The sequence below is a fragment of the Methylomagnum ishizawai genome (assembly GCF_019670005.1).
In the GTDB taxonomy this organism is placed as follows: domain Bacteria; phylum Pseudomonadota; class Gammaproteobacteria; order Methylococcales; family Methylococcaceae; genus Methylomagnum; species Methylomagnum ishizawai.
Genome location: NZ_AP019783.1, coordinates 33,579 through 58,338, shown reverse-complemented (window position 1 = coordinate 58,338; position 24,760 = coordinate 33,579). Strand labels below are relative to the sequence as shown.

Annotated in this window: 28 protein-coding genes; 26 read left to right on the top strand and 2 right to left on the bottom strand. The window is 63.4% G+C overall.

What is annotated here, in order from left to right; genetic code table 11:
- Nucleotides 1–61: 61 nt before the first annotated feature.
- The 17 genes from K5658_RS23860 to K5658_RS00215 all read left to right on the top strand — a co-directional run bounded on the left by K5658_RS23860 (nucleotide 62) and on the right by K5658_RS00215 (nucleotide 14,778).
- Entirely contained in the window at nucleotides 62–184 is a 123-nt protein-coding gene (locus K5658_RS23860; protein ID WP_281425919.1) for a hypothetical protein, read from the top strand.
- Nucleotides 185–280: 96 nt separating this feature from the next.
- Nucleotides 281–2,155, top strand: coding sequence for a tRNA uridine-5-carboxymethylaminomethyl(34) synthesis enzyme MnmG (gene mnmG, locus K5658_RS00290; RefSeq protein WP_221065004.1), 1,875 nt, complete (start codon nucleotides 281–283; stop codon nucleotides 2,153–2,155).
- Nucleotides 2,156–2,157: 2 nt separating this feature from the next.
- A complete protein-coding gene (gene rsmG, locus K5658_RS00285) occupies nucleotides 2,158–2,781 on the top strand; it encodes a 16S rRNA (guanine(527)-N(7))-methyltransferase RsmG (protein WP_221065003.1) in 624 nt (207 codons plus the stop codon).
- Nucleotides 2,781–3,584, top strand: a complete 804-nt coding sequence (locus K5658_RS00280) for a ParA family protein (RefSeq protein ID WP_221065002.1) — start codon at nucleotides 2,781–2,783, stop codon at nucleotides 3,582–3,584. Before rsmG ends, K5658_RS00280 begins: the two co-directional genes overlap by 1 nt.
- Nucleotides 3,585–4,042: 458 nt before the next feature.
- Nucleotides 4,043–5,134 (top strand): glycosyltransferase family 61 protein, encoded by a 1,092-nt coding sequence (locus K5658_RS00275; protein WP_221065001.1) that lies wholly within the window; start codon nucleotides 4,043–4,045, stop codon nucleotides 5,132–5,134.
- 154 nt (nucleotides 5,135–5,288) lie between these two features.
- Nucleotides 5,289–6,149 (top strand): ParB/RepB/Spo0J family partition protein, encoded by an 861-nt coding sequence (locus K5658_RS00270; RefSeq protein WP_221065000.1) that lies wholly within the window; start codon nucleotides 5,289–5,291, stop codon nucleotides 6,147–6,149.
- A gap of 114 nt (nucleotides 6,150–6,263) precedes the next feature.
- Nucleotides 6,264–6,587, top strand: coding sequence for an ATP synthase subunit I (locus K5658_RS00265; protein WP_221064999.1), 324 nt, complete (start codon nucleotides 6,264–6,266; stop codon nucleotides 6,585–6,587).
- Nucleotides 6,588–6,606: 19 nt separating this feature from the next.
- Entirely contained in the window at nucleotides 6,607–7,383 is a 777-nt protein-coding gene (gene atpB, locus K5658_RS00260; protein ID WP_221064998.1) for a F0F1 ATP synthase subunit A, read from the top strand.
- A 47-nt stretch (nucleotides 7,384–7,430) separates the two neighbouring features.
- Nucleotides 7,431–7,703, top strand: coding sequence for a F0F1 ATP synthase subunit C (gene atpE, locus K5658_RS00255; RefSeq protein WP_085209794.1), 273 nt, complete (start codon nucleotides 7,431–7,433; stop codon nucleotides 7,701–7,703).
- Nucleotides 7,704–7,757: 54 nt separating this feature from the next.
- The gene (locus K5658_RS00250; RefSeq protein ID WP_085209792.1) at nucleotides 7,758–8,237 is read left to right on the top strand and encodes a F0F1 ATP synthase subunit B; all 480 of its coding nucleotides are present in this window, start codon (nucleotides 7,758–7,760) and stop codon (nucleotides 8,235–8,237) included.
- Nucleotides 8,237–8,773 (top strand): F0F1 ATP synthase subunit delta, encoded by a 537-nt coding sequence (locus K5658_RS00245; RefSeq protein ID WP_221064997.1) that lies wholly within the window; start codon nucleotides 8,237–8,239, stop codon nucleotides 8,771–8,773. The genes K5658_RS00250 and K5658_RS00245 overlap by 1 nt, the downstream gene beginning before the upstream one ends.
- 16 nt (nucleotides 8,774–8,789) lie before the next feature.
- On the top strand, nucleotides 8,790–10,331 hold the full coding sequence (gene atpA, locus K5658_RS00240) for a F0F1 ATP synthase subunit alpha (RefSeq protein WP_221064996.1): 1,542 nt from the start codon (nucleotides 8,790–8,792) through the stop codon (nucleotides 10,329–10,331).
- Nucleotides 10,332–10,341: 10 nt separating this feature from the next.
- Nucleotides 10,342–11,208 carry a F0F1 ATP synthase subunit gamma gene (atpG, locus tag K5658_RS00235; RefSeq protein WP_221064995.1) on the top strand — a complete coding sequence of 289 codons (867 nt, stop codon included), beginning with the start codon at nucleotides 10,342–10,344 and terminating at the stop codon, nucleotides 11,206–11,208.
- A gap of 45 nt (nucleotides 11,209–11,253) precedes the next feature.
- Nucleotides 11,254–12,636 carry a F0F1 ATP synthase subunit beta gene (gene atpD, locus K5658_RS00230; protein ID WP_221064994.1) on the top strand — a complete coding sequence of 461 codons (1,383 nt, stop codon included), beginning with the start codon at nucleotides 11,254–11,256 and terminating at the stop codon, nucleotides 12,634–12,636.
- Between the two features lie 15 nt (nucleotides 12,637–12,651).
- Complete coding sequence (locus K5658_RS00225) at nucleotides 12,652–13,074, top strand: F0F1 ATP synthase subunit epsilon (RefSeq protein WP_221064993.1); 423 nt, start codon at nucleotides 12,652–12,654, stop codon at nucleotides 13,072–13,074.
- Nucleotides 13,075–13,220: 146 nt separating this feature from the next.
- Complete coding sequence (locus K5658_RS00220; protein WP_221064992.1) at nucleotides 13,221–14,030, top strand: lysophospholipid acyltransferase family protein; 810 nt, start codon at nucleotides 13,221–13,223, stop codon at nucleotides 14,028–14,030.
- Complete coding sequence (locus tag K5658_RS00215; RefSeq protein ID WP_221064991.1) at nucleotides 14,014–14,778, top strand: glycosyltransferase family 2 protein; 765 nt, start codon at nucleotides 14,014–14,016, stop codon at nucleotides 14,776–14,778. The genes K5658_RS00220 and K5658_RS00215 overlap by 17 nt, the downstream gene beginning before the upstream one ends.
- Here K5658_RS00215 and K5658_RS00210 read toward each other — a convergent pair.
- Both K5658_RS00210 and K5658_RS00205 read right to left on the bottom strand, forming a co-directional pair.
- Nucleotides 14,726–15,469, bottom strand: coding sequence for an SAM-dependent methyltransferase (locus K5658_RS00210; protein WP_221064990.1), 744 nt, complete (start codon nucleotides 15,467–15,469; stop codon nucleotides 14,726–14,728). The two genes, K5658_RS00215 and K5658_RS00210, sit on opposite strands and share 53 nt — an antisense overlap.
- A complete protein-coding gene (locus tag K5658_RS00205) occupies nucleotides 15,466–16,335 on the bottom strand; it encodes a polysaccharide deacetylase family protein (RefSeq protein WP_246628531.1) in 870 nt (289 codons plus the stop codon). Before K5658_RS00205 ends, K5658_RS00210 begins: the two co-directional genes overlap by 4 nt.
- 139 nt (nucleotides 16,336–16,474) lie before the next feature.
- Here K5658_RS00205 and K5658_RS00200 point away from each other — a divergent pair, with 139 nt between their 5' ends.
- The 9 genes from K5658_RS00200 (at nucleotide 16,475) to K5658_RS00160 (ending at nucleotide 24,757) form a co-directional block, all read left to right on the top strand.
- Nucleotides 16,475–17,230: a class I SAM-dependent methyltransferase gene (locus K5658_RS00200; RefSeq protein WP_221064989.1), complete on the top strand. Its 756-nt coding sequence runs from the start codon at nucleotides 16,475–16,477 to the stop codon at nucleotides 17,228–17,230.
- 109 nt (nucleotides 17,231–17,339) lie between these two features.
- A complete protein-coding gene (locus tag K5658_RS00195) occupies nucleotides 17,340–18,635 on the top strand; it encodes an NAD(P)/FAD-dependent oxidoreductase (protein ID WP_221064988.1) in 1,296 nt (431 codons plus the stop codon).
- A gap of 66 nt (nucleotides 18,636–18,701) precedes the next feature.
- A complete protein-coding gene (locus K5658_RS00190; protein WP_221064987.1) occupies nucleotides 18,702–19,658 on the top strand; it encodes a chorismate transformation FkbO/Hyg5 family protein in 957 nt (318 codons plus the stop codon).
- A 62-nt stretch (nucleotides 19,659–19,720) separates the two neighbouring features.
- Nucleotides 19,721–19,990, top strand: a complete 270-nt coding sequence (locus K5658_RS00185) for a phosphopantetheine-binding protein (protein ID WP_221064986.1) — start codon at nucleotides 19,721–19,723, stop codon at nucleotides 19,988–19,990.
- A gap of 5 nt (nucleotides 19,991–19,995) precedes the next feature.
- Nucleotides 19,996–20,670 carry a COG4648 family protein gene (locus K5658_RS00180; protein WP_221064985.1) on the top strand — a complete coding sequence of 225 codons (675 nt, stop codon included), beginning with the start codon at nucleotides 19,996–19,998 and terminating at the stop codon, nucleotides 20,668–20,670.
- A gap of 8 nt (nucleotides 20,671–20,678) precedes the next feature.
- Nucleotides 20,679–20,966, top strand: coding sequence for an ApeI family dehydratase (locus K5658_RS00175; protein WP_221064984.1), 288 nt, complete (start codon nucleotides 20,679–20,681; stop codon nucleotides 20,964–20,966).
- Nucleotides 20,963–21,862 carry a lysophospholipid acyltransferase family protein gene (locus K5658_RS00170; RefSeq protein WP_221064983.1) on the top strand — a complete coding sequence of 300 codons (900 nt, stop codon included), beginning with the start codon at nucleotides 20,963–20,965 and terminating at the stop codon, nucleotides 21,860–21,862. Before K5658_RS00175 ends, K5658_RS00170 begins: the two co-directional genes overlap by 4 nt.
- The gene (locus K5658_RS00165) at nucleotides 21,837–22,439 is read left to right on the top strand and encodes a LolA-related protein (RefSeq protein ID WP_221064982.1); all 603 of its coding nucleotides are present in this window, start codon (nucleotides 21,837–21,839) and stop codon (nucleotides 22,437–22,439) included. The genes K5658_RS00170 and K5658_RS00165 overlap by 26 nt, the downstream gene beginning before the upstream one ends.
- Complete coding sequence (locus tag K5658_RS00160; RefSeq protein WP_221064981.1) at nucleotides 22,436–24,757, top strand: MMPL family transporter; 2,322 nt, start codon at nucleotides 22,436–22,438, stop codon at nucleotides 24,755–24,757. Before K5658_RS00165 ends, K5658_RS00160 begins: the two co-directional genes overlap by 4 nt.
- The last annotated feature ends 3 nt before the right edge of the window (nucleotides 24,758–24,760 follow it).

Below are 24,760 nucleotides of genomic sequence, written 5' to 3'. Positions count from 1 at the left end.
TGGGAATCAGGCCGCGACCCGCCGGGCGATTTCGATATCATGATTCGATGGCGAGGAATTTTTGGCGGTATGTACCACCAGGGCACTGCTCCGTTCCGACGATGCGCTGCTGGCCGAGCGTACCGGGGTTCCCTTGGAAGAGATCGCGGCCATGCGCCTGGAAGCGGCGGGGTCTTCCCACTGATATCCGACAGCGGGGCTGGAACGCCGATTCCGCTTGCAATGGTGTAAGCTAGGTGGCTTCCATCCAGCACCACCCAGCGCCACGCGCTTTCCCACCATGTTCTTCTCCGAAACCTTCGATGTCATCGTGGTCGGCGGCGGTCACGCCGGGACCGAAGCGGCCCTGGCCTCGGCCCGCGCCGGCGCGAAAACCCTGCTCCTGACCCAGAGCATCGAAACCCTGGGCCAGATGAGTTGCAATCCCGCCATCGGCGGCATCGGCAAGGGCCATCTGGTGAAGGAAATCGACGCCCTCGGCGGCTTCATGGCCCAGGCGGCGGACCGGGCCGGCATCCATTTCCGGGTGTTGAACGCCAGCAAAGGCCCGGCGGTCCGCGCCACCCGCGCCCAGGCCGACCGCGCCTTGTACAAGGCCGTGGTGCGCCGCAAGCTGGAAACCCAGCCCAATCTCGCCCTGTTCCAGCAGCAAGTGGCCGACCTCATCGTCGAGGATGGCAAGGCCGCGGGCGTCGTGACCCAGATGGGCTTGAAGTTCCGGGCGCGGTGCGTGGTGCTGACGGTGGGGACGTTCCTGGCCGGGCGCATCCATGTCGGCCTCGAAAATTACGAAGGGGGCCGGGCGGGCGATCCGGCCTCGAACGCCTTGGCGCTGCGCCTCCGCGAATTGCCATTCCGGGTGGCGCGGCTCAAGACCGGCACGCCGCCGCGCATCGATGGCCGGACCCTCGATTATTCGGTGATGGAGGCACAGCCGGGCGATGTGCCGGTGCCGGTGTTTTCCTTCCTGGGTTCGCCGGAACAGCATCCCCGGCAGGTGTCTTGCTACATCACCCGCACCAATGGCCGCACCCACGACATCATCCGGGGTGGCCTTGACCGCTCGCCCATGTACACCGGCGTGATCGAAGGCGTGGGGCCGCGCTATTGCCCGTCCATCGAGGACAAGATCGTGCGTTTCGCCGACAAGGATTCGCACCAGATTTTCGTCGAGCCGGAAGGCTTGGATACCCATGAAATCTACCCGAACGGCATTTCCACCAGCTTACCTTTCGATGTGCAATATGCGCTGGTGCGCTCGATCCGGGGTTTCGAGAACGCCCATATCACCCGGCCCGGCTATGCCATCGAATACGATTTCTTCGATCCCCGCGATCTGAAAGCCTCGCTGGAAACCAAGCCCATGGACGGTCTGTTCTTCGCGGGCCAGATCAACGGCACCACCGGCTATGAGGAAGCCGCCGCCCAAGGCTTGATCGCCGGGCTGAACGCGGCGCTCAAAGCCCAGGATCGGGAAGCCTGGTCCCCCAGCCGCGACGAAGCTTACATGGGCGTGATGATCGACGACCTCATCACCCGCGGCACCGCCGAGCCTTACCGCATGTTCACCAGCCGGGCCGAATACCGGTTGCTGCTGCGCGAGGACAACGCCGATTTGCGCCTGACCCCCAAGGGCCGCGAACTGGGCGTGGTGGAGGACGAACATTGGCGGCGGTTCGAGGCCAAGCAAGCAGCGATTGCCAGGGTGCAAACCGAGCTGGCCGAACGGGAAATCCGCCCTAATTCGCCCGAGGCTTTGAGCCTGGAACCGATCCTGACCAGTCCCTTGACCCGCGAAGCCCGCTTGCTCGAATTGCTGCGCCGCCCGGAAGTCCGCGCCGAACATCTGCGCGATATCTGCCCGGTCCTGGCGGCGGTGGACGATCCACAGGCCTTGGAGCAAGTGGAAATCCAGGCCAAATATCAGGGCTACATCGACCGCCAGCAGGCCGAAATCGACCGCGCCCGCCGCTATGAACATTGGCGCTTGCCCGATCAGTTCGATTACGCCAACGTGGTTGGCCTCTCCGCCGAGGTACGCGACAAACTCAAACAGCAGCGCCCGGAAACCGTGGGGCAGGCGGCGCGGATTCCTGGGGTGACCCCGGCGGCGATTTCCTTGCTGTTGGTGCATATCAAGAAGCTGAGCGCCTGAGCATGGAAACCCTCGACCGCCGCCTCGCCGCGGGCATGGAAACCCTCGCCCTGCCCCACACCCCGGAGCAACGGGCCAGGATGCTGGCTTTCCTCGATCTGATGCGGAAATGGAACCGCACCTACAACCTCACCGCCATCCGCGACCTCAATACGGCGGTGGACCTGCATTTGCTGGACAGCCTGACCGCCGCGCCTTATCTCCATGGCGCAAGCGTCCTCGACGTGGGTACCGGCGCGGGTTTGCCCGGCATTCCCCTGGCGATCCTGTGCCCGGATAAAGCCTTCGCCCTGCTCGATAGCAACGCCAAAAAAACCCGTTTCGTACAACAGGCCGTCATCGAACTCGGGCTGAAAAACGTGGACGTCATCACGGCGCGGGTGGAACAATACCGCCCCGAACGGGGGTTCGACACCGTGCTGGCCCGCGCCTTCGCCAGTTTGGCGGAGATCGTGGCGGCCACGGCGCGGCTGTTGGCCCCCGGAGGCCGGATTCTGGCGCAAAAGGGCGTCTGGCCCCAGCAAGAAATCGAAACCCTCAAGGGCCGCGGCGTCCGCGTCCATAAGCTGGCGATTCCGGGTCTGGACGTGGAGCGGCATTTGGTCGAAATCATGGCGGGTAGCTAATGGGAAAAATCATCGCGGTAGCCAACCAAAAGGGCGGTGTGGGCAAGACCACCACCAGCGTCAATCTCGCGGCCTCGCTGGCGGCGACCCGGCACAAAGTGCTGCTGGTCGATCTGGACCCGCAGGGGAACGCGACCATGGGTTGCGGCGTGAACAAGAAGACCGTGTCGCCTTCGGCCTACGAGGTGCTGTCGGGCCAGGTCCATGCCCGCGATGCCATACTCTCGATCAAGGAGGTCGGCCTGGACGTGCTGCCCGGCAATTCCGACCTGACCGCCGCCCAGGTGGAATTGATGCAACGCGACCGCCGCGAATGCGCCCTCACCGATGCCTTGGCGATCACCCGCGCCGAGTATCACTTCGTCGTTATCGATTGCCCGCCTTCGCTGAATATCCTGACCTTGAACGCCCTGGTGGCGGCGGATAGCGTGTTGATTCCGGTGCAGTGCGAATACTACGCGCTGGAAGGCTTGTCTGACCTGATGGATACTTTGCGGAATGTCCGCGAAACCGTGAATCCGCATTTGCAAATCGAGGGTTTGCTGAGGACCATGCACGATACCCGCAGCCGCTTGGCCGGGGAAGTATCCGAGCAATTATTGAAGCATTTCGGCGAGCAGGTGTTCCGCACCGTGATTCCGCGCAATATCCGGTTGGCCGAAGCGCCCAGCCATGGTTTGCCGGTGATGAAGTACGACAAGGCTTCCAAGGGGGCGCTTGCCTATCTGGCCTTGGCCGGGGAAATTGCGCGGCGTAACCAAGGAAAGGCCAAAGCGGGGAAGGGGGCTAAGAGCGCGGCTTGATTTGGATGGGTACTGGATCACCCTCTGTTTAGCCCGCGATTGGGCAGGCAAAACTGGCTCTGAAGTTATCCTGGCTGGATTTTCCGGGGTGGATGATATGATTATCAGTGCTGTAATCGCTCTTTTGGCGCTACTGCTGGTCGTCGCAAATATAACGGTCGCAATAGCTACGGCCCGTAGTGAATTATTTGAGCCTTTACAAAAAAAGCTTCGATATGTTTTATTTGGTTTTTCCCTGTGGTTGGAGTTGGCTTGCTATGGTATATCTTGCGTGAAGATATGGGTTCCAGAGCCAGAAGCAGCGACAGTGGCAATCAGTATATCGAGAATGACTATCTAGACGGACATGAAAGCCAACAGTAAGGAATATGGTTTGCTGTGCTGGGTATTTTGATATTAAGTCAGACAGGTTTTGGTCATGGATTTCATAATTGATTTTACAGGTGGAAAATATTCTTATGACGGCAGATAGCTCTATCCTAGTGGTTCCCCCTCGGACATTCAATTTGTCCGCGCCGGTGTCGGGAGGCGAACACTATATTTTTTCTACCAAAACCGGGGATGTGCCTAGCGTTGAATTGTACTTTATTCCATCGGCTATTTTATCTGCGGACTGCACGAATAGAAGTAATATAAAGTTTTATATCTTCGATCAGGATAAAAACCTCAAATTCAGCCATGGCACCGAGCCTTTCATCCTCGGTGAAATCCAGGATTTCAATGCCGGACGCTTGGCGCTCATAGATGATAAGTTCAATATCTTCAATGTTTGTCATTTCTTGTTGGACAAAATTACCCGCATACCTTTGTTTGATTCGGTAAACCCGGACATTTATCTTTGCTTTTCCCGTAACCAGTACGTGGAGGACGTGTTTGCGAAGTTGGGCAAGAAGGCTTTTAGCCCATTCTTGGATATGGCCAAGAGAGGTGTTAGGAAAATATCGATAAGGATTCCAGAATTATATGTTTCCAGTAATTCGTTCAAATTCAAGAACAGTGGCCTGAGGCACCCCGCTCATGTAGGGGCGCCCTGGGCTATCGATTTCCTGCGGAAATCCTTTGTCGAGACGGAGGGGGGTGTGGAACCTTCCCAACCCGTTCCGGTTGAGGTTGGGCAAAGGATTTTTATTTCCAGGAACAAGGCGTTTACCAGGAAAATCCTCAATCAAGACGAAGTGGACAAGGTTCTCGAAAAATACGATTTCAAAACGGTGTTTTTGGAGGATTTCAGGTTCGCTGAGCAGGTGGCCATATTCAAGAACGCCAACGCCGTGATCGGGGTTCATGGCGCGGGGTTGACCAACATCCTATTCTGCGGTCCCAAGAATACCCGGGTCGGGGAGATCCTGCCACCGCTTTGCGCTACCCGCGCTTATTGGGTTTTGAGCAATGCCTTGGGTTTCGAGTACGGTGCGTTCATTGCCGAGGATAAAGAGTTTCCCAAACCGGATTACGCAGGTTGGAAGCATCAGGGCAAGTTGTACAATAAGCGGAATGTTTTGGTGAATATCAAAGCCTTTGAGCGATTCGTCAAAAAAATGGTTCGGTAGCGGGCTATGGGCTTGGGTGGTTGAAAATCCGTCGGTTCTTCAGCCCATCAGCCATGTGAATGGGTCGGGCCATTGCTAGCCCAACCGGTTGTTGTGGCATTCCATGTTATACGGCGGTTCGCTGCGACCGCGGATTCATCAAGCGCCAAACACTATGAGTGTGAAAAAACGAGGATTAGGCCGGGGACTGGACGCCTTGCTAGGCGGGGGCGGTGCCCAATTGGAAGCGGTGGCCCTGGAAAAAATGAAGACGGTGGCGGTGGAGCGGTTACAGCCCAGCCGGTTCCAGCCCCGCAAGGACATCGACCCGGCCAAACTCCAGGAATTGGCCGACTCCATCAGCGCCCAGGGCATGGTGCAGCCGGTGGTGGCCCGTACCGTGGGCGAGGGCCGTTACGAGATCATCGCCGGCGAACGCCGCTGGCGGGCCGCGCAATTGGCCGGGTTGCGGGAAGTGCCGGTGGTGGTGCGCGACGTGACCGACCAGGCGGCGATGGCCATCGCCTTGATCGAGAACATCCAGCGCCAAGACCTGAACCCCTTGGAGGAGGCCGAGGCGCTCAAGCGCCTGCTTGACGAATACGGCATGACCCATCAGCAACTTGCCGACGCCGTGGGCAAGTCGCGGGCCGCCGTGACCAATTTGCTGCGCCTGAACGAACTGCATCCCGAAGCCAAACAGCTATTGCTGGCCGGTTCCCTGGAAATGGGCCATGCCCGCGCCTTGCTCGGCCTGGATACGGCGCTACAAGCGGATATAGCCCAGCAGGTCGCGGCCAAGCAACTCAGCGTCCGCGCCACCGAAGCCTTGGTGCAGCAAGCCAAAGCGGGCATCAAGCCCGCTCCCAAGCCGCCCGTCCCCAAAGACCCCGATATCCGCCAATTGGAAGAGAACATCGCCATGAACATCGGTGCCCCGGTTTCGATCCGCCATGGCAAACAAGGGGCCGGTCGGCTCATCATCCAATACGATAGCCTCGACCAACTGGAAGGCGTTCTGGAAAGACTCCGTTGAATACCTCGCGCATTGATCTTTACAAGTGCGGTTGATAGCATACGTCGGAATTTGCATCGGGTAAGCTGAATGGGTCCGAATTCCCTCTTCCCTGTTGTGGGATGGATACTCCGAATGCAGTTATTAGCGGTCGCCCTGATTACCCTTGCGGTCTGGGCCTTGTGGGGTTGGATCCCCGCCAGATCGGCGTTTTTGGGCGGTATGACCGCTTTCTTGCCGAACGCTTACTTCGCCGTCAAATTCGGATCACCCGATTCCACCCGGACGGCCAAGGACATCGTAAAACGGTTCTATTACGGCGAAACCATAAAATTAATTACAACCGCCGTACTGTTTGTTTTCATCTTCCAATTGCCTGATATTATGTTTGCCCCGTTATTCACCGGCTTCGGAGCGGTATTAGCGGTATTTTGGTTTGCGCTTTTGGCGCGTGGTTAAGGATTATAGAGAGAATACTATGGCAACCGAGGCACACGGTTCTGGCGGAGCCACCGGCTACATCGTCCACCACTTGACCCCCCTGTCTTCCGGCGAAGGGTTCTGGACCTTCCATTGGGATACGCTCTTCTTCTCCGCCGCGCTGGGCGCCTTCTTCTTGATTTTGTTCCGCAAGGCCGCCGTGGAAGCGACCACCGGCGTTCCCGGTCCCTTGCAGAATTTCGCGGAAATGCTGGTCGAGTTCGTGGACGGCCAGGTCAAGGACGCCTTCCACGGCCATAGCAAAGTGATCGCCCCGCTGTCCCTCACGATTTTCGTGTGGATTTGGCTCATGAATTTTATGGACTTGATCCCCGTCGATTTGCTGCCGCTGATCGGCTCGGCGATGGGTCTCGAATATATGCGTGTCGTGCCCAGCACCGATTTGAACGCGACTTTCGGTATGTCCATCTCGGTGTTCTTCTTGATCCTGTTCTATAGCGTCAAGGTCAAGGGTCCGATAGGTTTCGCCAAGGAATTAGCCCTGACCCCGTTCGGGCCTTGGATGATCCCTTTCAACCTTTTGCTCAAAGTCGTGGAAGAAATCGCCCGTCCGGTTTCTCTCGCCTTGCGACTTTTCGGCAATATGTATGCGGGCGAGTTGATCTTCATCCTCATCGCCTTGCTGCCTTGGTTTATCCAGCCCTTGCTGAGTTTCCCCTGGGCGGTATTCCATATCCTGATTATCACCCTGCAAGCTTTCATATTCATGGTCTTGACCATCGTATATCTGAGCTTGGCCCACGAAGACCACTAATCCCTGATTACCCAACCTAACCCACACTCTCGTTCTGGAGGAGAAAAATGGAAATCGCATCTATCGCTAGCGTTCAAGGTCTGACCGCCATCGCCGTCGGTATCATCCTCGGCATGGGTGCCCTCGGCACCGCCATCGGCTTCGGCCTCCTGGGTGGCAAGTTCCTGGAAGGCGCGGCCCGCCAGCCGGAAATGGTGCCGATGCTGCAAGTGAAAATGTTCATCGTCGCAGGTCTGTTGGACGCCGTGACCATGATCGGCGTGGGTTTGGCCTTGTTCTTCACCTTCGCCAACCCGTTCCTGTCGGCCCTCAAGGGTTAATGCGCTTCCAAACCGGAAGCCGCCACTACGGATTAATTCAAGAGGACAAGCGCTGTGAGTATTAACGCCACTCTGATCGGCCAGATGATCACGTTCGCGCTTCTGGTGTGGTTCACCATGAAGTACGTGTGGCCACCCTTGATGCAAGCCCTGGAAGAGCGCAAGAAGAAGATCGCCGATGGCCTCGCCGCCGCGGACAAAGGCAAGCACGAGATGGAACTGGCCGAAAAGCGTGCGACCACTTTGCTGCGTGAAGCCAAGGATCAAGCCGCCGATCTCGTGAGTCTGGCCCAGAAGCGGGCTAACGAACTGGTCGACGAATCCAAGCAACAGGCCAAGGTCGAAGGCGACCGGATCAAAACCGCCGCCCAGGCCGAGGTCGAACGCGAAATCCAGAAGGCGAAGGAAGGCTTGCGCTTGCAGGTCGCCGAACTGGCCATCGCCGCCGCCGGGCAAATCCTGCAAAAGGAAGTCGACCAGGACAAGCACAGGGACATCATCGACAACTTGGCTAAGGAATTGGGTCAAGCATAATGGCCGAACTAACGACATTGGCCCGGCCTTACGCCGTCGCCGCTTACCAGCGGGCCAAGGAAACCGGAACCGCCGCGCAATGGGCGGATGCCTTGGCCTTCGTCGCCGCCGTGATGGATGACCCGCGCATCCTGGCAGCCGCCTCGAATCCGAAAACCCAGCGCGAGGCTTTCACCCGCGCGTTCCTCGACCTGTGCCAAGGCCGGCTGGAAGGCGAAACCGGGAACTTCGTCCGGTTGCTGATCCAGAACCGGCGTCTCGGGCTCGCCAAGCATATCGCCGAGCAGTTCCGGGAGTACAAGGCGGAAGACGAGGGTTATGTCGAGGTCGATGTCGCGTCGGCGTATCCCTTGGAGGAGTCCGAACAATCCAAAGTGGTCGCCGCGGTCGAGGGCTTCCTGAAAAAGAAAGCCCATTTGCGGGTCACGGTCGATGCCTCCTTGATCGGTGGCGTCTACATCCGCGCCGGGGACCGCGTGATCGACGCTTCCGTGCGCGGCCAGATCGAGCGCTTGACTAAGAGCCTCTGGAACTAGAGCGAGATAAAGAATCATGCAGCTGAATCCATCAGAAATCAGTGAACTCATCAAGGCGCGCATCCAGAATTTCGATCTGGGCGTAGAGTCGCGCACCGAAGGCACCATCGTCAGCGTCACCGACGGCATCGTGCGCGTCCATGGCCTGACCGATGTGATGCAGGGGGAAATGGTCGAATTCCCCGGCAATAGCTATGGTATGGCGTTGAACCTGGAACGCGACTCGGTCGGTGCCGTGGTCTTGGGACCGTATGAGCATCTGGCCGAAGGCGACACCGTGCGTTGTACGGGCCGCATTTTGGACGTGCCCGTGGGTCGCGGCCTGCTGGGCCGTGTGGTCGATGCCCTGGGTAATCCCATCGACGGCAAAGGCCCGATCTACTTCGAAGAACGCTCCCCCATCGAAAAAATCGCCCCCGGCGTGATCGCCCGTCAATCGGTCAGCCAACCGCTGCAAACCGGCTTGAAGTCCATTGACTCCATGATCCCGGTGGGCCGGGGTCAGCGTGAGTTGATCATCGGCGACCGCCAGACCGGCAAGACCGCCATCGCCATCGATGCCATCATCAATCAGAAGGGCACCGGCGTTAAGTGCATCTACGTCGCCATCGGCCAGAAGCAGTCGTCCATCGCCAACGTGGTGCGCAAGCTGGAAGAACATGGCGCGATGGAACACACCATCATCGTCGCCGCCTCCGCTTCCGAATCCGCCGCGCTGCAATTCATCGCGCCGTACTCCGGCTGCTCCATGGGCGAGTTCTTCCGCGACCGCGGCGAAGACGCGCTCATCATCTATGACGACTTGACCAAGCAAGCTTGGGCCTACCGTCAGATTTCCCTGCTGCTGCGCCGTCCGCCGGGCCGCGAAGCTTATCCGGGCGACGTGTTCTATCTGCACTCCCGTTTGCTGGAACGCGCTTCCCGCATCAACGCCGAAGAAGTCACCAAGCTCACCAATGGTGCCGTGACCGGCCAGACCGGCTCGCTCACCGCCCTGCCGATCATCGAAACCCAGGCCGGCGACGTGTCCGCCTTCGTGCCGACCAACGTGATCTCCATCACCGACGGGCAGATCTACCTGGAAACCAACCTGTTCAACGCGGGCGTCCGCCCCGCCGTGAACGCGGGTCTCTCGGTGTCCCGCGTCGGTGGCGCGGCCCAAACCAAGATCATCAAGAAGCTCGGCGGTGGTATCCGTCTCGACTTGGCGCAGTTCCGCGAGTTGGCGGCCTTCGCCCAGTTCGCTTCCGATCTCGACGAAGCCACCCGCAAGCAGATCGAACGCGGCCAGCGCGTGACCGAACTGATGAAGCAAAGCCAGTACGCCCCCTACAGCGTCGCCCAGATCGCGGTGTCGTTGTTCGCGGCCAACGAAGGTTTCGTCGACGATGTGCCGGTCAACAAAATCCGTGATTTCGAAGAAGCCCTGCAAGGCTACATGAAGTCCGCCCAGGCGGCCCTCATGGACCAGATCAACGCGACCGGCGACTACAACGACGCGATCCAGGCGGGGCTGCGTTCGGCGCTGACCCAGTTCAAAGCAACCCACACCTGGTAAGGTTAAAGCGATGGCCGTCGGCAAAGAAATCCGCCTGAAGATCGCGAGTATCAAGAATACTCAGAAGATCACCCGCGCCATGGAAATGGTCGCCGCCAGCAAGATGCGCAAGACCCAGGACCGGATGCAGGCCACCCGCCCGTATTCCCGGAAGATCGCCCAGATCATCCAGCATCTGGCGACCGCCAACCCGGAATACAAACATCCGTTCATGATCGAGCGCGATGTGAAGAAGGTGGGCGTGATCCTGATCTCCTCCGACCGTGGTTTGTGCGGCGGTTTGAACGCCAACCTGTTCCGTCTGGCCCTGCGCAAGCTGCGCGGTTGGAGCGAGGACGGCACCGGCGTCAAGCTCTGCACCATTGGCCAGAAGGGTTCGGTGTTCTTCAATTCGGTCGGTGCCGACATCGTCGCCCAGGCCACCAAACTGGGCGACCGGCCCCACCTGGAGCACATCATCGGCGTCATCAAGGTCATGCTGGACGAGTACAACGAGGGCAAGATCGACCAGTTGTACGTGCTCCACAACGAGTTCGTGAACACCATGACCCAGAAGCCCAACCTGGTCCAATTGCTCCCGATCAACGCGGGCGAACTCGGCGGGGAGCCGAACAAGGGCCAATGGGATTACCTGTACGAGCCCGACGCCAAGGAAGTGCTGGACCAGCTTCTGGTCCGGTACGTCGAATCCATCGTGTTCCAGGGGCTGGTCGAGAACAACGCTTGCGAACAAGCCGCCCGCATGGTGGCGATGAAGAGCGCCTCCGACAACGCCGGCAAGCTCATCAAAGAGTTGCAACTGATCTACAACAAGGCGCGGCAAGCGGCCATCACCCAGGAAATCGCGGAAATCGTCGGCGGCGCGGCCGCCGTCTAAACGGGCCGATGAAGAATCACCCCAAAAGATTTTAAGAGGACAACAATGAGTTCGGGCAAAATCGTTCAGATTATCGGCGCCGTCGTGGACGTGGAATTTCCGCGCGAGCTGCTGCCGAAGGTATACAACGCGCTGACCGTCCTGGGCAGCAACACCGTGTTGGAAGTCCAGCAACAACTGGGCGACGGCGTGGTCAGGACCATCGCCATGGGCACCACCGACGGTTTGAAGCGCGGCCTCGCGGTCGCCGACACCGGGGCCGCGATTTCCGTGCCGGTCGGCCAGAAAACCCTGGGCCGCATCATGGATGTGCTGGGCAACCCCATCGACGAGAAAGGCCCCATCGGTGAAGAGGTCCGTTGGGGTATCCACCGCAAAGCGCCGAGCTTCGAGGAACAAGCCGCCGCCAACGAACTGTTGGAAACCGGCATCAAGGTGATCGACTTGGTCTGCCCCTTCGCCAAGGGCGGCAAGGTCGGCCTGTTCGGGGGCGCGGGCGTGGGCAAGACCGTCAACATGATGGAATTGATCCGCAACATCGCCATCGAGCATAGCGGTTTCTCCGTGTTTGCCGGTGTCGGCGAACGTACCCGCGAAGGCAACGACTTCTACCACGAAATGAGTGAAGGCGGCGTGCTCGACAAGGTGTCGCTGGTCTACGGCCAGATGAACGAGCCGCCGGGCAACCGTCTGCGCGTGGCGCTGACCGGCCTGACCATGGCGGAATACTTCCGCGACGAAGGCCGCGACGTGCTGCTGTTCATCGACAACATCTACCGCTACACCCTGGCCGGCACCGAAGTGTCGGCGTTGTTGGGCCGTATGCCTTCCGCCGTGGGTTATCAGCCGACCCTGGCCGAGGAAATGGGCGTGCTGCAAGAGCGCATCACCTCCACCAAGATCGGTTCCATCACCTCCATCCAGGCCGTCTACGTCCCCGCCGACGACTTGACCGACCCGTCCCCGGCGACCACCTTCGCCCACTTGGACGCCACCGTGGTGTTGTCGCGCCAGATCGCCGAACTGGGTATCTATCCCGCCGTGGACCCGCTGGATTCCACCAGCCGCCAGCTCGATCCGCTGGTCGTGGGCCAGGAACATTACCAAACCGCCCGCCGGGTGCAGTCCACCTTGCAGCGTTATAAGGAACTGCGCGACATCATCGCCATCCTGGGCATGGACGAACTGTCCGAGGAAGACAAGCTCACCGTGTCCCGCGCCCGTAAAATCCAGCGCTTCCTGTCGCAGCCGTTCTTCGTGGCCGAAGTCTTCACCGGCTCGCCCGGCAAGTACGTGTCGCTAAAGGACACCATCGCCGGCTTCAAGGGCATCGTCGAAGGCGAATTCGACGATGTGCCGGAACAGGCGTTCTACATGGTCGGCAGCATCGACGAAGCCTTGGAAAAAGCCAAGCGCCTAGCCGCCTGATAGGGGTAAGACATCATGGCGATGACGATCCATGTGGACATCGTGAGCGCGGAAGCCGCGATTTATTCGGGCCAGGCGGAACTGGTGGTGGCTCCGGCCGAAATGGGCGAGGTGGGTATCGCCGCCCGCCACGCGCCCTTCCTCAGCCGGTTGAAGCCGGGCGAGGTTCGCGTGAAAGTCAGCGCCGACGAGGTCCATCCGTTCTATATCTCCGGCGGGATGATCGAGGTCCAGCCGCACGTCGTGACGATCCTGGCCGATTCCGCCATCCGCGCCCGCGACATCGACGAGATGGCGGCGTTGGAAGCCAAGCGCCAGGCCGAGGATATGCTGGCCGATAAATCCGGCAAGCTCGATTACGCCAAGGCCCAGGCCCAGTTGGTCGATGCCATGGCGCAGTTGCGGACCTTGGAGAAATACCGGAAAGGCCGCGGCTGACGCGATCCCAACCAGCACGAAGAAACCCGCCGGGACCGCGATGGTCCGGCGGGTTTTTTTATTGCCACGATTCCCACGTACAATCGGGGTCGGCCCCCACGCGCCATCGCGTGGATTTTCAGGAAGAACCCTCCACGGCCCACCCCATGCGGAAGCTCAAAACCCTCTACGAATACGCCGCGCTGTGCTTCGGGTTGGCGTTCCTGGCTTGTTTGTGCATCGCCTGGTCGCTGCTGGCGGCGACGCTGTGCCGCCTCTTGCCGGAACGCCGGGGCCGGCAACTCGGGCGTTGGGTCATCATGGCCGGTTTCCGGCTCTATCTCGCCGTGCTGGGCTGGATCGGCGCGTGCCGTTTCGATCTCGCGGCCTTGGATGCCCTGCGTGGCGGACCGGCCTTGATTATCGCGCCCAACCATCCCGGCCTCCTCGACGCCGTGATGATTTTGTCCCGCCTGCCGGATGTGGCCTGCATCCTCAAGGCCAGCTTGATGGACCACCTGCTGTTCGGGGCCGGGGCGCGGCTGGCCTGCTATATCCGCAACGACATGGGCCACGCGATGATCAAGCGGGCGGTGCGGGCCTTGGACGGTGGCAGCCACCTCCTGCTGTTTCCCGAGGGCACCCGCACCACCCGTCTGCCGGTCAACGCCTTCAAGGGCAGCACCGGCCTGATCGCCCACCATGCGCGGGTACCGGTGCAGACGGTGTTCATCGAGGCCGGTTCGCCCTTCCTGGGCAAACATTGGCCCTTGTTCCGCCGTCCGGATTTGCCGCTCGGCTACCGCGTGCGGCTGGGGCGGCGCTTCGATCCGCCCGAGGATATCCGCGCCTTCACCCGCGAACTCGAAACCTATTTCGCCGCCGAACTCGGCGCGGACCCCAGGCCGTCCCACCGGCCCGCCGCGCCGCAATATCCACGGACCCGCCAGGAAACCGCCGATGAACCCACCCTTTGAGACCCATCTGGTTTTGATCCCCAGCTACAACCCCGGTCCCAAGGTCCACGCGACCGTGATGGAGGCGCGGCGGTATTGGAGTCCGGTCTGGGTGGTGGTCGATGGCAGCACCGATGGCACGGCGGCAAGCCTCGCGGCGCTGGCGGCCCACGATCCGGGCTTGGTGGTGATCGTCCTGCCGGAAAACCGCGGCAAGGGCGCGGCGGTATTGCATGGGATCGAATTGGCGGCACGGGCGGGGTTTAGCCACGCCCTGACCATGGATTCGGACGGCCAGCATCCCGCCGCCTCGATTCCGGAGTTCATGGCGGCTTCGCTGCGGGAGCCGGACGCCATGATCCTCGGTATGCCAGTGTTCGATGCCAGCGCCCCGGCCTTGCGGGTCAAGGGCCGGAAAATCTCGAACTGGTGGGCCAACCTCGAAACCCTGTGGAGCGGCATCGGCGATTCGCTGTTCGGCTTCCGGGTCTATCCCATCGCGCCGCTACGCCGGGTGATGGCGGGGCGGCGCTGGATGCGGGGGTTCGATTTCGACCCGGAAGCGGCGGTGCGCCTGCGCTGGCTGGGGGTCGAGGCGGTCAACCTGCCCGCGCCGGTGAAATATTGGAGCCGGGAAGAGGGCGGCGTTTCCCATTTCGACTATTGGCGGGATAACCGCCTGCTGACCTGGATGCATATCCGCCTGGTGTTCGGCTTCATGCTCCGCCTGCCGGTCCTGTTGTGGCGGCGGCTGGTTTCCGGGCGATGAGCAGTTGATTGGCGAAGGGCGTGCCCTGGGCCATCGGTAGGGCTTCCACCGCGAAACCCAGCCTTTCCAGCAACGCCACCCAATCGCGCAAGGTCCGGCAATGCAGCCGGGCCAGTCCATGCCCCCGGACGAAGGCAACCCAGCGGTCCACCCAAAGACTGAACCCAAACCCCGCGCCGCCCGCGGCGTCCCCGATCCTGAGTAGCAGCGTTCCGCCAGGGGGTAGGGCCGCGTGGATGCGGGCCAGCAAGGCGGCTTGATCCGCGTGGCCGATGAAATGCAGCACATCGAGGATGACCACGGTATCGGGCGTGCCGAGATCGGCATCGCGGATATCGCCGGTGACGATGTCCGCGTCCGCGCCCAGGGCGGTGCGGGCGCGTTGGGCGTCGGCGGGCATGAGTTCGATGCCCCGGTAGGCGCGGATCCGCGGCGGGGGGGGCCAAGCGCTGGGCCAAGCGCCGGTCCCATGGCATTCCTGGGCGGCCTGGAGCCAAGCCGCGAGCAAGCCTTGGCCGCAGCCCAGGTCGAGGATAGCCGCGCCGTCGGCGATCAAGCCCCGCGCCAAAAGGCCCGCGAACACGGGATCGCCCGCCAATTTGCCCCGTGCGAAATGTAAGGCGAAGCGTCCTGCCGGGCGGTAACGGGCGGCGGCGGTTGCCACTAATTCGGATAGCGGGCGGGCTGTCATCGGCGGGCCTCCTCCAAGGTCACGGGCCGCAGCCCGGCGGCGGCGATGGCGTCCAGCAGGGGCGGCAGCGCCGCCAGGACCACGGGTTCGCCGGTCGCCGTCCGGCCCGCGTTGCCATCGTGCAACAGCAGGATATCCCCGGCTTTGAGCCCACACAGCAGCCGCCGGGCCACCCGGTCGGGATCGCGTTCGCGGGTGTCGAAGCCCCGGCGGGTCCAACTCGCCAAGGTCAGGCCGAACCGGGCCAGGGCCGGATCGAGCAGGGGGTTGCGCAGGCCGAAGGGGGCCCGGAAAAACCGCGGGCGGAGGCCGGTGGCCTGGGTCAGGGCGGCTTGCGCCAAGGCCAGTTCCTGGGTGAAGCCGGCCAAGCCCGAGGCGGCGAAACCAGGGGCGTGGCGGTGGCTGTGGTTGCCGAGCGCGTGGCCGCGGCGGGCGATTTCCCGGCACAGTTCCGGGTGGCGTAGCGCCCGCTCGCCGATGCAGAAGAAAGTCGCTTTCGCGCCATAGCGGTCGAGCAGGTCCAGCACGGCGGGGGTGACTTCGGGGTCGGGCCCGTCGTCCAGGGTGATGGCGATTTCGCCGCGGAGGGCGGCGGTTTGGGGCAGGGCGGTCCAGTTCGGGCCGAGCAGCCGGCTGTTGGGCCACAGGCCCGCCACGCTCAGCACGGCTTGGTCGGCGGCGACGATCCCCAGGCTCCAAGCCCACAGGTCGGGCCGCCACAGCCAAGCCGCGACCGCGCCGAGATGCGCCAGGACGGACAGGACGATGAAGGGAGGGGGATGCCAGGGGTTAGGGGTATCGGTGTCGGTCATGGACGGGGTGGGGGTTGGCTGGCTGGGCGGTGGGTTCTTTGATGGTCCGCGCATGGGGGATATGGTCCGGGACGCCATTCCGCGGGGATAATAAACCGAAACTCGCTATTCAATCCGGTGGGATGCCGCGATCCGGCGGAATCGCCGAAACTACTTCCAGCCCATCGACCCCAGCCCGCTGCATCCCGGAACCATGAACCCCGACCACAGATTCGCGCCGCATCCCGTACTCGCGCCCCACTATGCCTCCAGCGTGGAGAAGCAAGCCTTCCTGCGCCAGGTGTTCGACCAGTCCGCCCCCTATTATGAACGGGTGGCGGGCTGGGGGTTTTTCGGCACCGGGGATTGGTACCGGCGGCGGGCGCTGGTCCGTGCCGGGCTGGCACCGGGGATGGCGGTGGTGGATATCGCCGCGGGGACGGGCCTCACCGCCCGCGCCGCCGCCCATATCGTGGGCGATCCCGCCCGGATCGCCTGCGTCGAACCCAGCCCTGGGATGCTCCGGGAATCGGCCCGACGGCTGCCCGCCGCCCAGCATATACTCGGCACGGCGGATGCGGTGCCCCTGGCCGGGGGCGGCTTCGATTTCCTGAGCATGGGTTTCGCCCTGCGCCATGTGGAGAATCTGGCGACCGCGTTCGGCGAGTTTTATCGCGTATTGAAGCCGGGGGGCCGGTTATTGATTATGGATATCACCAAGCCGGACGGTCGCATCGCCCAAACCTGGGTCCGGCTGTATTTCCGCGATTTCATGCCGCGCTTCACCCAACTCGTCACCGGCAGCCGCGAGGCCCGCTATCTGATGGAATATTACTGGGAAACCCTGGATTCGATGGTGGAGCCGGCCCGCGTCCTGGAAGCCCTGGCGCTCGCGGGCTTCGAGCGGCCACACCGCCATGTGGAAGCCCGCATCTTCAGCGAATACACGGCGCTCAAAGCGGCCCGCTGAGGCGGTGGGTTTACGCGCTTTGGTATGGATTTTGTCAACTATATCCAGGTCCGCCCCGGCGAAAAACGCTATCCTGCGGGCACCACGGAACTCCAAGAGGTTTGCCCCGATGCAGAACGCAACCCCCCGCACCTGCGACGTCCTCGTCATCGGCGGCGGTCCCGCCGGTGCCGCCATCGGCACCTTGCTGGCCCGGCGCGGCTGGCATACGGTCGTGCTGGAAAAGGACCGCCATCCGCGCTTCCATATCGGCGAGAGCCTGTTGCCGCTGAGCCTGCCTTATTTCGAGCAACTCGGCGTGCGCGAGGAACTCGACCGGATCGGGCTGAGGAAATACGCCGCCGAATTCCATTCGATGGATCACGGCAAGCATGTGGCTTTCCAGTTCGGCGACGCCATCGATAAATCCTATCCCTATGCCTACGAGGTGCGGCGCTCGGAGTTCGACCAGCTCCTGCTCGGGAATTGCGCGGCCCAGGGGGCCGAGGTCCACGAGGGCTGCCGGGTGGACGGCGTCGAATACGCCGACGACGCCATCGCCGCCGTGGGCGCGGTGGATGGCGAAGGTGGACGGCAACGCTGGACGGCGCGGTTCTATGTCGATGCGACGGGCCGCGACACCTTGCTGGCCGACCGCCTGGGCGTGAAGGAAGCCAATCCCCGCCACCGCAGCGCCGCCTTGTATGGCCATTTCCAAGGGGCCGAGCGCTGGACGGGCCGCGACGAGGGCAATATCAGCATCTATTGGTTCGATCACGGCTGGTTTTGGATGATCCCGCTGCGCGACGGCACCATGAGCGTGGGCGCGGTCTGCCGCCCCGAATACCTGAAAAGCCGCGCCGTGCCGGTGGAACAATTCTTCCGCGACACCATCGCCCGGTGCCCCGGCGTGGCGGCGCGCTTGCAAAATGCCAGCCCCGTGGGCGGCGTCACCGCCACCGGCAATTATTCCTACCAATCCCGGCGCATGACGGGCCGCAATTTCATCCTGGTGGGCGATGCCTACGCCTTCATCGATCCGGTGTTTTCCAGCGGGGTGCATCTGGCCTTGAACAGCGCCTTCCTGGGGGCCGAGGCGGTGGACGGGCTCCTCAAGGACCCGGCTTCGGCCCCGGCGCGGCTGGCCCGGTTCGAGCGCTCGGTGCGGCGCGGCCTCAAGACCTTCTCCTGGTTCATCTACCGCGTCACCACGCCCGCGATCCGCGATTTGTTCATGCATCCCCGCAATGCCTTCCGTATGCGGGAAGGCGTGATTTCGCTGCTGGCCGGGGATATCTTCCGCGATACGCCGCTCATGCTGCCCTTGTTCGCCTTCCGTTGGGTCTACCGCATCAATAGCCTGTGGATGCGCTGGCGTGGGGTGGCCACGCCACCGGGTCCGGCCCTGGCCGAGGGTGGACGCTGAGTTCCCCGCCCGCTTATGCGTTGTGTTTCTTCCACGATAGCCGCCTCTTCCCAGCCCGCTTCCTGGATGTCCGGCCTCCGCCTCGCCTATGCGCCCGCCGACCGGCTCCCGCCCGCCGGAGCGGGCGAGGCGCTGCTGGGCGTGATCGGTTACGGGGGCTTGCCGGACGGCATGGCACCGTCCGTCCTGCCCAGGGCCGACATCCCGCTGGAACCCTTGGGCGGTCCCGCCCTGGAAGCTTGGTACGCGCCGGGGCCGGTGGAATATGGCGAGGCTGAGGGTATCCGCTATGCCTTGAATGGCGGGGCGCTGTTCGGGATGGTCCGGGTCGATGCCGAAGCGCCCGAGGCCGCCGCGCAGGGCGCATACCGCCGCATCGTCGAATTGGCGCGGGCGCTGGGGTATCCGACCCTGGTGCGGATGTGGAACTACCTGCCCGATATCAACCGCGAGCAGTTCGGGCTGGAGCGCTATCGGCGGTTTTGCGTCGGGCGCTATCAGGCGTTCGCGGAGATGGGTTTCGCCCTGGGCGAGGATTTGCCGGCCGCCAGCGCCATCGGCTCCGGGCGCGAGGATTTGTGGGTGGTGTTCCTGGCCGGGAAGGGCGGCGCGATCCAAATCGAGAACCCGCGCCAACTCAGCGCCTACCGCTATCCGCCCGCCTACGGGCCGCGCAGCCCTTCGTTTTCGCGGGCGATGGTGTTCGGGCGGACCCTGTTTATTTCCGGCACCGCCAGCATCGTCGGGCACGAGACCGTGCATCCGGGCGATCTCCTCGGGCAATGCCGGACCACGCTGGCGAACCTTGCGGCCATCCTGGAACGGGCGGGGGCCGATGGTCCGGCCCGCTTGGGGGAGGCCGCCGCCTGGAAGGTTTATCTCCGCCATCCCGGCGATTACGCGGCGGTGCGGGATTTTCTCGCCGATGCGCTGCATCCCGCCAGCCCCGTCCTCTATCTGGCCGGGGATATTTGCCGGGGCGATCTTTTGGCCGAGATCGAGGGCGTCGTCCGCCTCGCCTAGGCACCGCACAAGCCACGCGGCTACACTCTGCTATACCCACGCTTCCCGTAGAGAATTTCCCGATGCCCATATTGAATCCGTTGGAACTCGAACTGGCGCGGCTGATGGTCGATGCCTTGAACCTGGACGCCGAGGCCGGGTCCATCGACCCCGCCGCGCCTTTGTACCGCGATGGCCTGGGCTTGGATTCCATCGACCTTTTGGAACTGTCGGTGGTGGTTTCCAAGCGCTACGGGTTCCAGATCAAATCGGACGATCCCGATATCACCCGCATCTTCTCCTCGCTGGGGGCGCTGGCCGCAACCGTGGCGGCCCGCCGCACCCTGGCTTGAACGCCATGGCCCAAGCCCGCCTGCCCGTGTTCACCGCCTTGGCGCTGGGGTTTCCGCTGCTGTCTTTCGCGCTGCTGCAATCCGGCTTGTTGCCGCCAGTCTGGCTGGGCCTGCCCAATGGCGTGCTGGCCTTGGGCTTGCTGTTGGGGCTATGCGTCGAGGGCGCGGCTTGGGTGCGGGCGGTGGCCGTCGGCGTGGGCGCGGGGCTGGCTTCGGCTGGGCTGGCCTTATGGCCTGGTTATGCGGTGGCGGCGTTTCCGGTGGCGGTGAACCTGATGGTGGGCTGGCTGTTCCTGTCCACCTTGCGGCCTGGATATGAACCTTTGATTACCCGCATCGCCCGTCTCGCCCGCGATGGCGAGCCGATGGCGGACGCCTTGGTGCTTTATACCCGCCGCCTGACCGCCGCCTGGGCCGGGCTGTTCTGTCTGTTGGCGCTGAATGCCACGGCGCTGGCCGTGTTCGCCTCGACCGGAACCGTGGTGTTGTTCGGCAACACCCTGGATTACGCGCTGATGGCGCTGTTCTTCCTGGGCGAATATGGCTACCGCCGCCGTCGTTACCGCGCCTACCGCCATGTCGGCCTGCCCCAGGTGATCCGCACCTTGCTCAGGCATGGCTGGCTGGGGCGGGAACACCTGTCCGCGCCCTGCGCCGACACCGCCGTCCCGCGTCCTTGAGCCCGCCCGTGGAATTCACCATCCCGCATCATCATCCCGCCTTGGCCGGGCATTTCCCAGGGCGGCCCATCGTGCCCGGCGTGGTCGTCCTGGACGAGGTGCTGGCGCTCCTGGCCCGGATCGAGCCGGCCCGCCGCGTGTCCGGCATCGTCGGCGCCAAGTTCACCGGGATACTGGCACCGGGCGAAGCCTGCCGGGTGGAGTTCGAGCCCCGCGCCGACGGCGGCCTGCGCTTCGCCTGCGTGGCGGCGGGACGGCCCATCGCCTCCGGCCTCCTGGCCCTGTTCCCGCCATGACCGAGGCTTGGCTGAACATCCCCGAGCGCAGTAGCTTGTTCTGGCTCCGGGCCATCACCTGGATCGCGCTGCGGTTGGGGCGCGGGGTGGCTTGGCTGTTGCTCTATCCCATCACCGCCTATTTCCTGCTGTTCGCCAACCGCACCGGCGCGGCTTCCCAAGCCTATCTGCGGCGGATCCTGGGGCGGGAACCCGGATTCGCCGAGCGCTTCCGGCATTACCACACTTTCGCCTGCACCCTGTTGGACCGGGTCTATGTGCTGGCCGGGCAGGACCGGCGCTTGGATATCCGGGTGCATGGCCTGGAACTCCTGGAACGCCGGGCGCGGTCGGGGCGGGGCTGCATCCTGGTGGGGGCGCATTTGGGCAGCTTCGAAATCATCCGGGCCGTGGGCCGGGTCCGGGGCGGATTCAAGATCAAAGCCCTGATGCATGGCGAGCGCACCCCCTTGATCGCGGGGCTGTACCGCAGGCTCAATCCGGCCTTGCACGAGGATATCGTCGATATGGGCAATCCCAGCTCGCTGCTGGGGTTGGATGGCCATATCGCCGGGGGTGGATGGGTGGCTTTGCTGGGCGACCGCGCACTCCATGGCGATAAGCGCGTGCTATGCGATTTCCTGGGGGCACCGGCCTATTTCCCGCAAGCGCCGGTCTTGCTCGGGCAGATATTACAAGCGCCCTTGCTGCTGTTCGTCTGCCTGCACCGGGGCTGGGGCCGCTACGAGGTCTATTTCGAGACCTTGACCGAAGCGCCGCCCGGTTTGCCACGCGGGGAGCGCGAGACGGCGGTGCGCGACATCATGCAGCGCTACGCCGGGCGCTTGGAGCATTACTGCCGTTTGGCCCCTTATAACTGGTTCAACTTCCATGATTTTTGGCGGATCGAGGATTAAGGGCGGCGGTTTGGTCTTGCTGGTGTTGTTGTTGGCGGGCGTGGCCCACGCCGCCGGGTCGCCGCCCGCGCTGACGCTGCCGGATTTGTTCGCCCGCCTCGCCGCCCGCTCCCACATGCGCGCCCGCTTCGTGGAAACCAAGACCCTGGCCGTGCTGAAGACGCCCCTGCGCCTCGAAGGTACGCTCGAATTTCGCAGGCCCGCCTATCTCGCCAAGCATGTGGAACAGCCCGCGCCGGAGGATTACATCATCGACGGCGGCAGCGTGACCGTGAACAAGCCCGCCGAGGGCCAGAAGATCGAGCTGGCCCTGGCGGATTATCCGGCGCTGGAAGCCTTCGCCGAGAGCCTCCGCGCACCTTTGGCGGGCGATCTGGCGGGGTTGTCGCGCTATTGGCGTCCCAGCCTGGGCGGATCGCGCAAGCATTGGCTGTTGGCCCTGGCCCCGATCCGCCCGGAATTGGTGGCGGTGGTCCGCGGCGTCCGCCTGGAAGGCGAAGACGACCGGCTGCTCCGCATGGAAATCGAGGAGGCGGGCGGCGACCACGCTTCCCTCCGCTTCGAGCCGCTTCCGTGAGGGCCAAAGCGCCGCTGCTGTTGTGGCTCTTGTGGCTGGCGCTGTGCGCTTGGTGGTTGCTGTTCCGCACCGCCATCACCACCGACCTGACTTTCTTCCTGCCCCGCGACGCCGGGTTTCTGGGCGCGGTGCTGGTCCAGCAGATGCGCGAGGGACCGGCGTCCCGCGTGTTGATGATCGCCCTGGAAAATGCCGACGAAGCCGCGCTGGCCGCCACCAGCCGCCAACTCGCGGAAAGCTTGGCGTCCGATCCGCGCTTCGATCGGGTGGATAATGGCGCGGTCGGGGCGGGTCTTGCCACCCTGGAACGGCGCTTGTTCGGCTACCGCTATGTGCTGGACCCGGAGCCAGGACCGGAACCATTCACCGCCGCCGCCCTGCGCGCCGCGCTGCAAGCCCGCTTGGCCGAATTGGCCTCGCCCACGGGGATGCTGCAAAAAGCCTGGCTGACCCGCGATCCCACCGGCGTATGGCAGCGCTTGCTGAAGGGCTGGCTGGTTCCGCAGGGGCCGGTGTCGCGGCATGGGGTTTGGTTCGCGCGGGATGGGCGGCGGGCTTTGCTGTTGGCGCGGACCCAGGCTTCCGGCTTCGATATCGCCGCCCAGGCCGAGGCGCTGGAACGGGTGCGGGAGCGTTTCCAAACCCTCCGCACCGATCCCGCCATGCGGCTGGCGCTGGGCGGGCCGGGGCCGCTCTCGGTGGAATCCAACCGCCGCATCACCCACGACGCCGCTGTGCTTTCGGTCTTGAACAGCGGCTTGGTCATGTTGCTGTTGTTCGGGGTGTACCGCTCGTTGCGGGTGTTGGGCTTGGGGCTGGTGCCGCTCCTGACCGGGGTGGTGTCGGGCGCGGCGGCGACCCGCTGGGCCTTCGGCGAGGTCCACGGCATCACCTTGGGCTTCGGGGCGACCCTGGTCGGGGTGGCGGCGGATTATCCCAATCATTTCTTCACCCATTTGTCGCCACGGGAAGCGCCCGCCCGCGCCATGGCCCGGATTTGGCCGACCTTGCGGTTGGGGTTGTTGACCAATGTCGCGGGTTTCGCGGCGATGCTGTTCTCGGGCTTCGCGGGGCTGGCCCAACTCGCGGTGTTCGCGGGCGGCGGGCTGCTCGCGGCGGGGCTGGCGACGCGCTGGGTCTTGCCGGTGTTGGCGGGGAAAGGGACGGTGCGTTTGCCCGCCTGGGTGGAGCGGGGCGCGGGGTTCCCGTGGCCTGGGTTTCCGCGTTGGCGCTGGTTGCCACTTGGATTGACGTTGCTGCTGGCGGCGGTGTTCATGCTGGGCCGTGCGCCTTTGTGGAACGATGATATCGCCGCCCTCAATCCGGTCCCGGCGGAACGGCAGGTGCTGGACGAAGCCTTGCGCCGCGATTTCGGCGTGCCGGACCTACGCAAGCTGGTGCTGGCGACCGGGCCGGATGCCGAGGCCGCCCTGAGCCTGTCGGAAGCCGTCGCCGCCGATCTCGAAGCCTTGAAGCGCGACCACGCCTTGGGCGGCTACGAACTGGCCGCACGCTTCTTGCCCAGCCGCGCCGCCCAGGCCGGGCGGTTGGCGGCGTTGCCGCCGGGGCCGGAACTGGCCGCTAACCTGCGCGTAGCCTTGCGCGGCTTGCCGTTCAAGCCGGACGTATTCCAGCCGTTCCTGGACGAAGTCGAAGCCGCCCGCCAGCAAGCGCCGCTGAGCCGCGCCGATTTGGCCGATACCCCGTTCGCCGCCCAGGTCGATAGCCTGTTGCTGCCGCTCGAAGACCGCTGGGTGGCTTTGATCCCCTTGAGCGGCATCGCCGACGATGCCGCCATCGCCAACAAACTCGCCCCTTGGCGGGAACGCGGAGTGTATTACCTCGACCTGCGCGAGGAATCCACCCGCAGGGTCCGCGACTACCGGCGCGAGGCCATCGCCTTGCTGGCCGGAAGCCTCGCCGCCATCGTCCTGTTGCTGGGGCTGGGCTTGCGCTCCTTGCCCCTGGCTATGCGGGTGCTGGCCCCGGTGCTGGGGGCCGGGCTGTGTACCGGACTGGCCATGGCCGTGCTGTTCCATGGCCTGACCCTTTATCATCTGGTGTCCTTGCTTCTGGTGATGGGGCTGAGCCTGGATCAGGCACTATTCTTCAACCGCGACGCCGCCGACCCGGAAGAGCGCCGCCGCACACTGTTATCCCTGTGGGTCTGTGGCCTGAGTTCGGTGCTGGCGTTCGGGACGCTGGCGCTGTCGGACATCAATATCCTCCGTTCCATTGGGTCCACGGTGGCCTTGGGCGCCTTGCTCGCCATCGCCTTCGCCGCATGGCTGGCCCAACCGCGTCCCGTTCCGCGATAATTT

Excerpts from the sequence above, each read along its gene's own strand:
- atpG (WP_221064995.1), top strand. The coding sequence starts at position 10,342 with ATGGCCGTCGGCAAAGAAATCCGCCTGAAGATCGCGAGTATCAAGAAT.
- K5658_RS00220 (WP_221064992.1), top strand. The coding sequence starts at position 13,221 with ATGCGGAAGCTCAAAACCCTCTACGAATACGCCGCGCTGTGCTTCGGG.
- K5658_RS00205 (WP_246628531.1), bottom strand. The coding sequence starts at position 16,335 with ATGCGCGGACCATCAAAGAACCCACCGCCCAGCCAGCCAACCCCCACC.
- rsmG (WP_221065003.1), top strand. The coding sequence starts at position 2,158 with ATGGAAACCCTCGACCGCCGCCTCGCCGCGGGCATGGAAACCCTCGCC.
- K5658_RS00210 (WP_221064990.1), bottom strand. The coding sequence starts at position 15,469 with ATGACAGCCCGCCCGCTATCCGAATTAGTGGCAACCGCCGCCGCCCGT.
- K5658_RS00185 (WP_221064986.1), top strand. The coding sequence starts at position 19,721 with ATGCCCATATTGAATCCGTTGGAACTCGAACTGGCGCGGCTGATGGTC.
- K5658_RS00215 (WP_221064991.1), top strand. The coding sequence starts at position 14,014 with ATGAACCCACCCTTTGAGACCCATCTGGTTTTGATCCCCAGCTACAAC.
- K5658_RS00265 (WP_221064999.1), top strand. The coding sequence starts at position 6,264 with ATGCAGTTATTAGCGGTCGCCCTGATTACCCTTGCGGTCTGGGCCTTG.
- K5658_RS00280 (WP_221065002.1), top strand. The coding sequence starts at position 2,781 with ATGGGAAAAATCATCGCGGTAGCCAACCAAAAGGGCGGTGTGGGCAAG.
- K5658_RS00200 (WP_221064989.1), top strand. The coding sequence starts at position 16,475 with ATGAACCCCGACCACAGATTCGCGCCGCATCCCGTACTCGCGCCCCAC.
- atpD (WP_221064994.1), top strand. The coding sequence starts at position 11,254 with ATGAGTTCGGGCAAAATCGTTCAGATTATCGGCGCCGTCGTGGACGTG.
- atpA (WP_221064996.1), top strand. The coding sequence starts at position 8,790 with ATGCAGCTGAATCCATCAGAAATCAGTGAACTCATCAAGGCGCGCATC.
- atpB (WP_221064998.1), top strand. The coding sequence starts at position 6,607 with ATGGCAACCGAGGCACACGGTTCTGGCGGAGCCACCGGCTACATCGTC.
- K5658_RS00190 (WP_221064987.1), top strand. The coding sequence starts at position 18,702 with ATGTCCGGCCTCCGCCTCGCCTATGCGCCCGCCGACCGGCTCCCGCCC.
- K5658_RS00275 (WP_221065001.1), top strand. The coding sequence starts at position 4,043 with ATGACGGCAGATAGCTCTATCCTAGTGGTTCCCCCTCGGACATTCAAT.
- K5658_RS00170 (WP_221064983.1), top strand. The coding sequence starts at position 20,963 with ATGACCGAGGCTTGGCTGAACATCCCCGAGCGCAGTAGCTTGTTCTGG.
- K5658_RS00270 (WP_221065000.1), top strand. The coding sequence starts at position 5,289 with ATGAGTGTGAAAAAACGAGGATTAGGCCGGGGACTGGACGCCTTGCTA.
- K5658_RS00195 (WP_221064988.1), top strand. The coding sequence starts at position 17,340 with ATGCAGAACGCAACCCCCCGCACCTGCGACGTCCTCGTCATCGGCGGC.
- mnmG (WP_221065004.1), top strand. The coding sequence starts at position 281 with ATGTTCTTCTCCGAAACCTTCGATGTCATCGTGGTCGGCGGCGGTCAC.
- atpE (WP_085209794.1), top strand. The coding sequence starts at position 7,431 with ATGGAAATCGCATCTATCGCTAGCGTTCAAGGTCTGACCGCCATCGCC.
- K5658_RS00165 (WP_221064982.1), top strand. The coding sequence starts at position 21,837 with ATGATTTTTGGCGGATCGAGGATTAAGGGCGGCGGTTTGGTCTTGCTG.
- K5658_RS00180 (WP_221064985.1), top strand. The coding sequence starts at position 19,996 with ATGGCCCAAGCCCGCCTGCCCGTGTTCACCGCCTTGGCGCTGGGGTTT.
- K5658_RS00245 (WP_221064997.1), top strand. The coding sequence starts at position 8,237 with ATGGCCGAACTAACGACATTGGCCCGGCCTTACGCCGTCGCCGCTTAC.
- K5658_RS00225 (WP_221064993.1), top strand. The coding sequence starts at position 12,652 with ATGGCGATGACGATCCATGTGGACATCGTGAGCGCGGAAGCCGCGATT.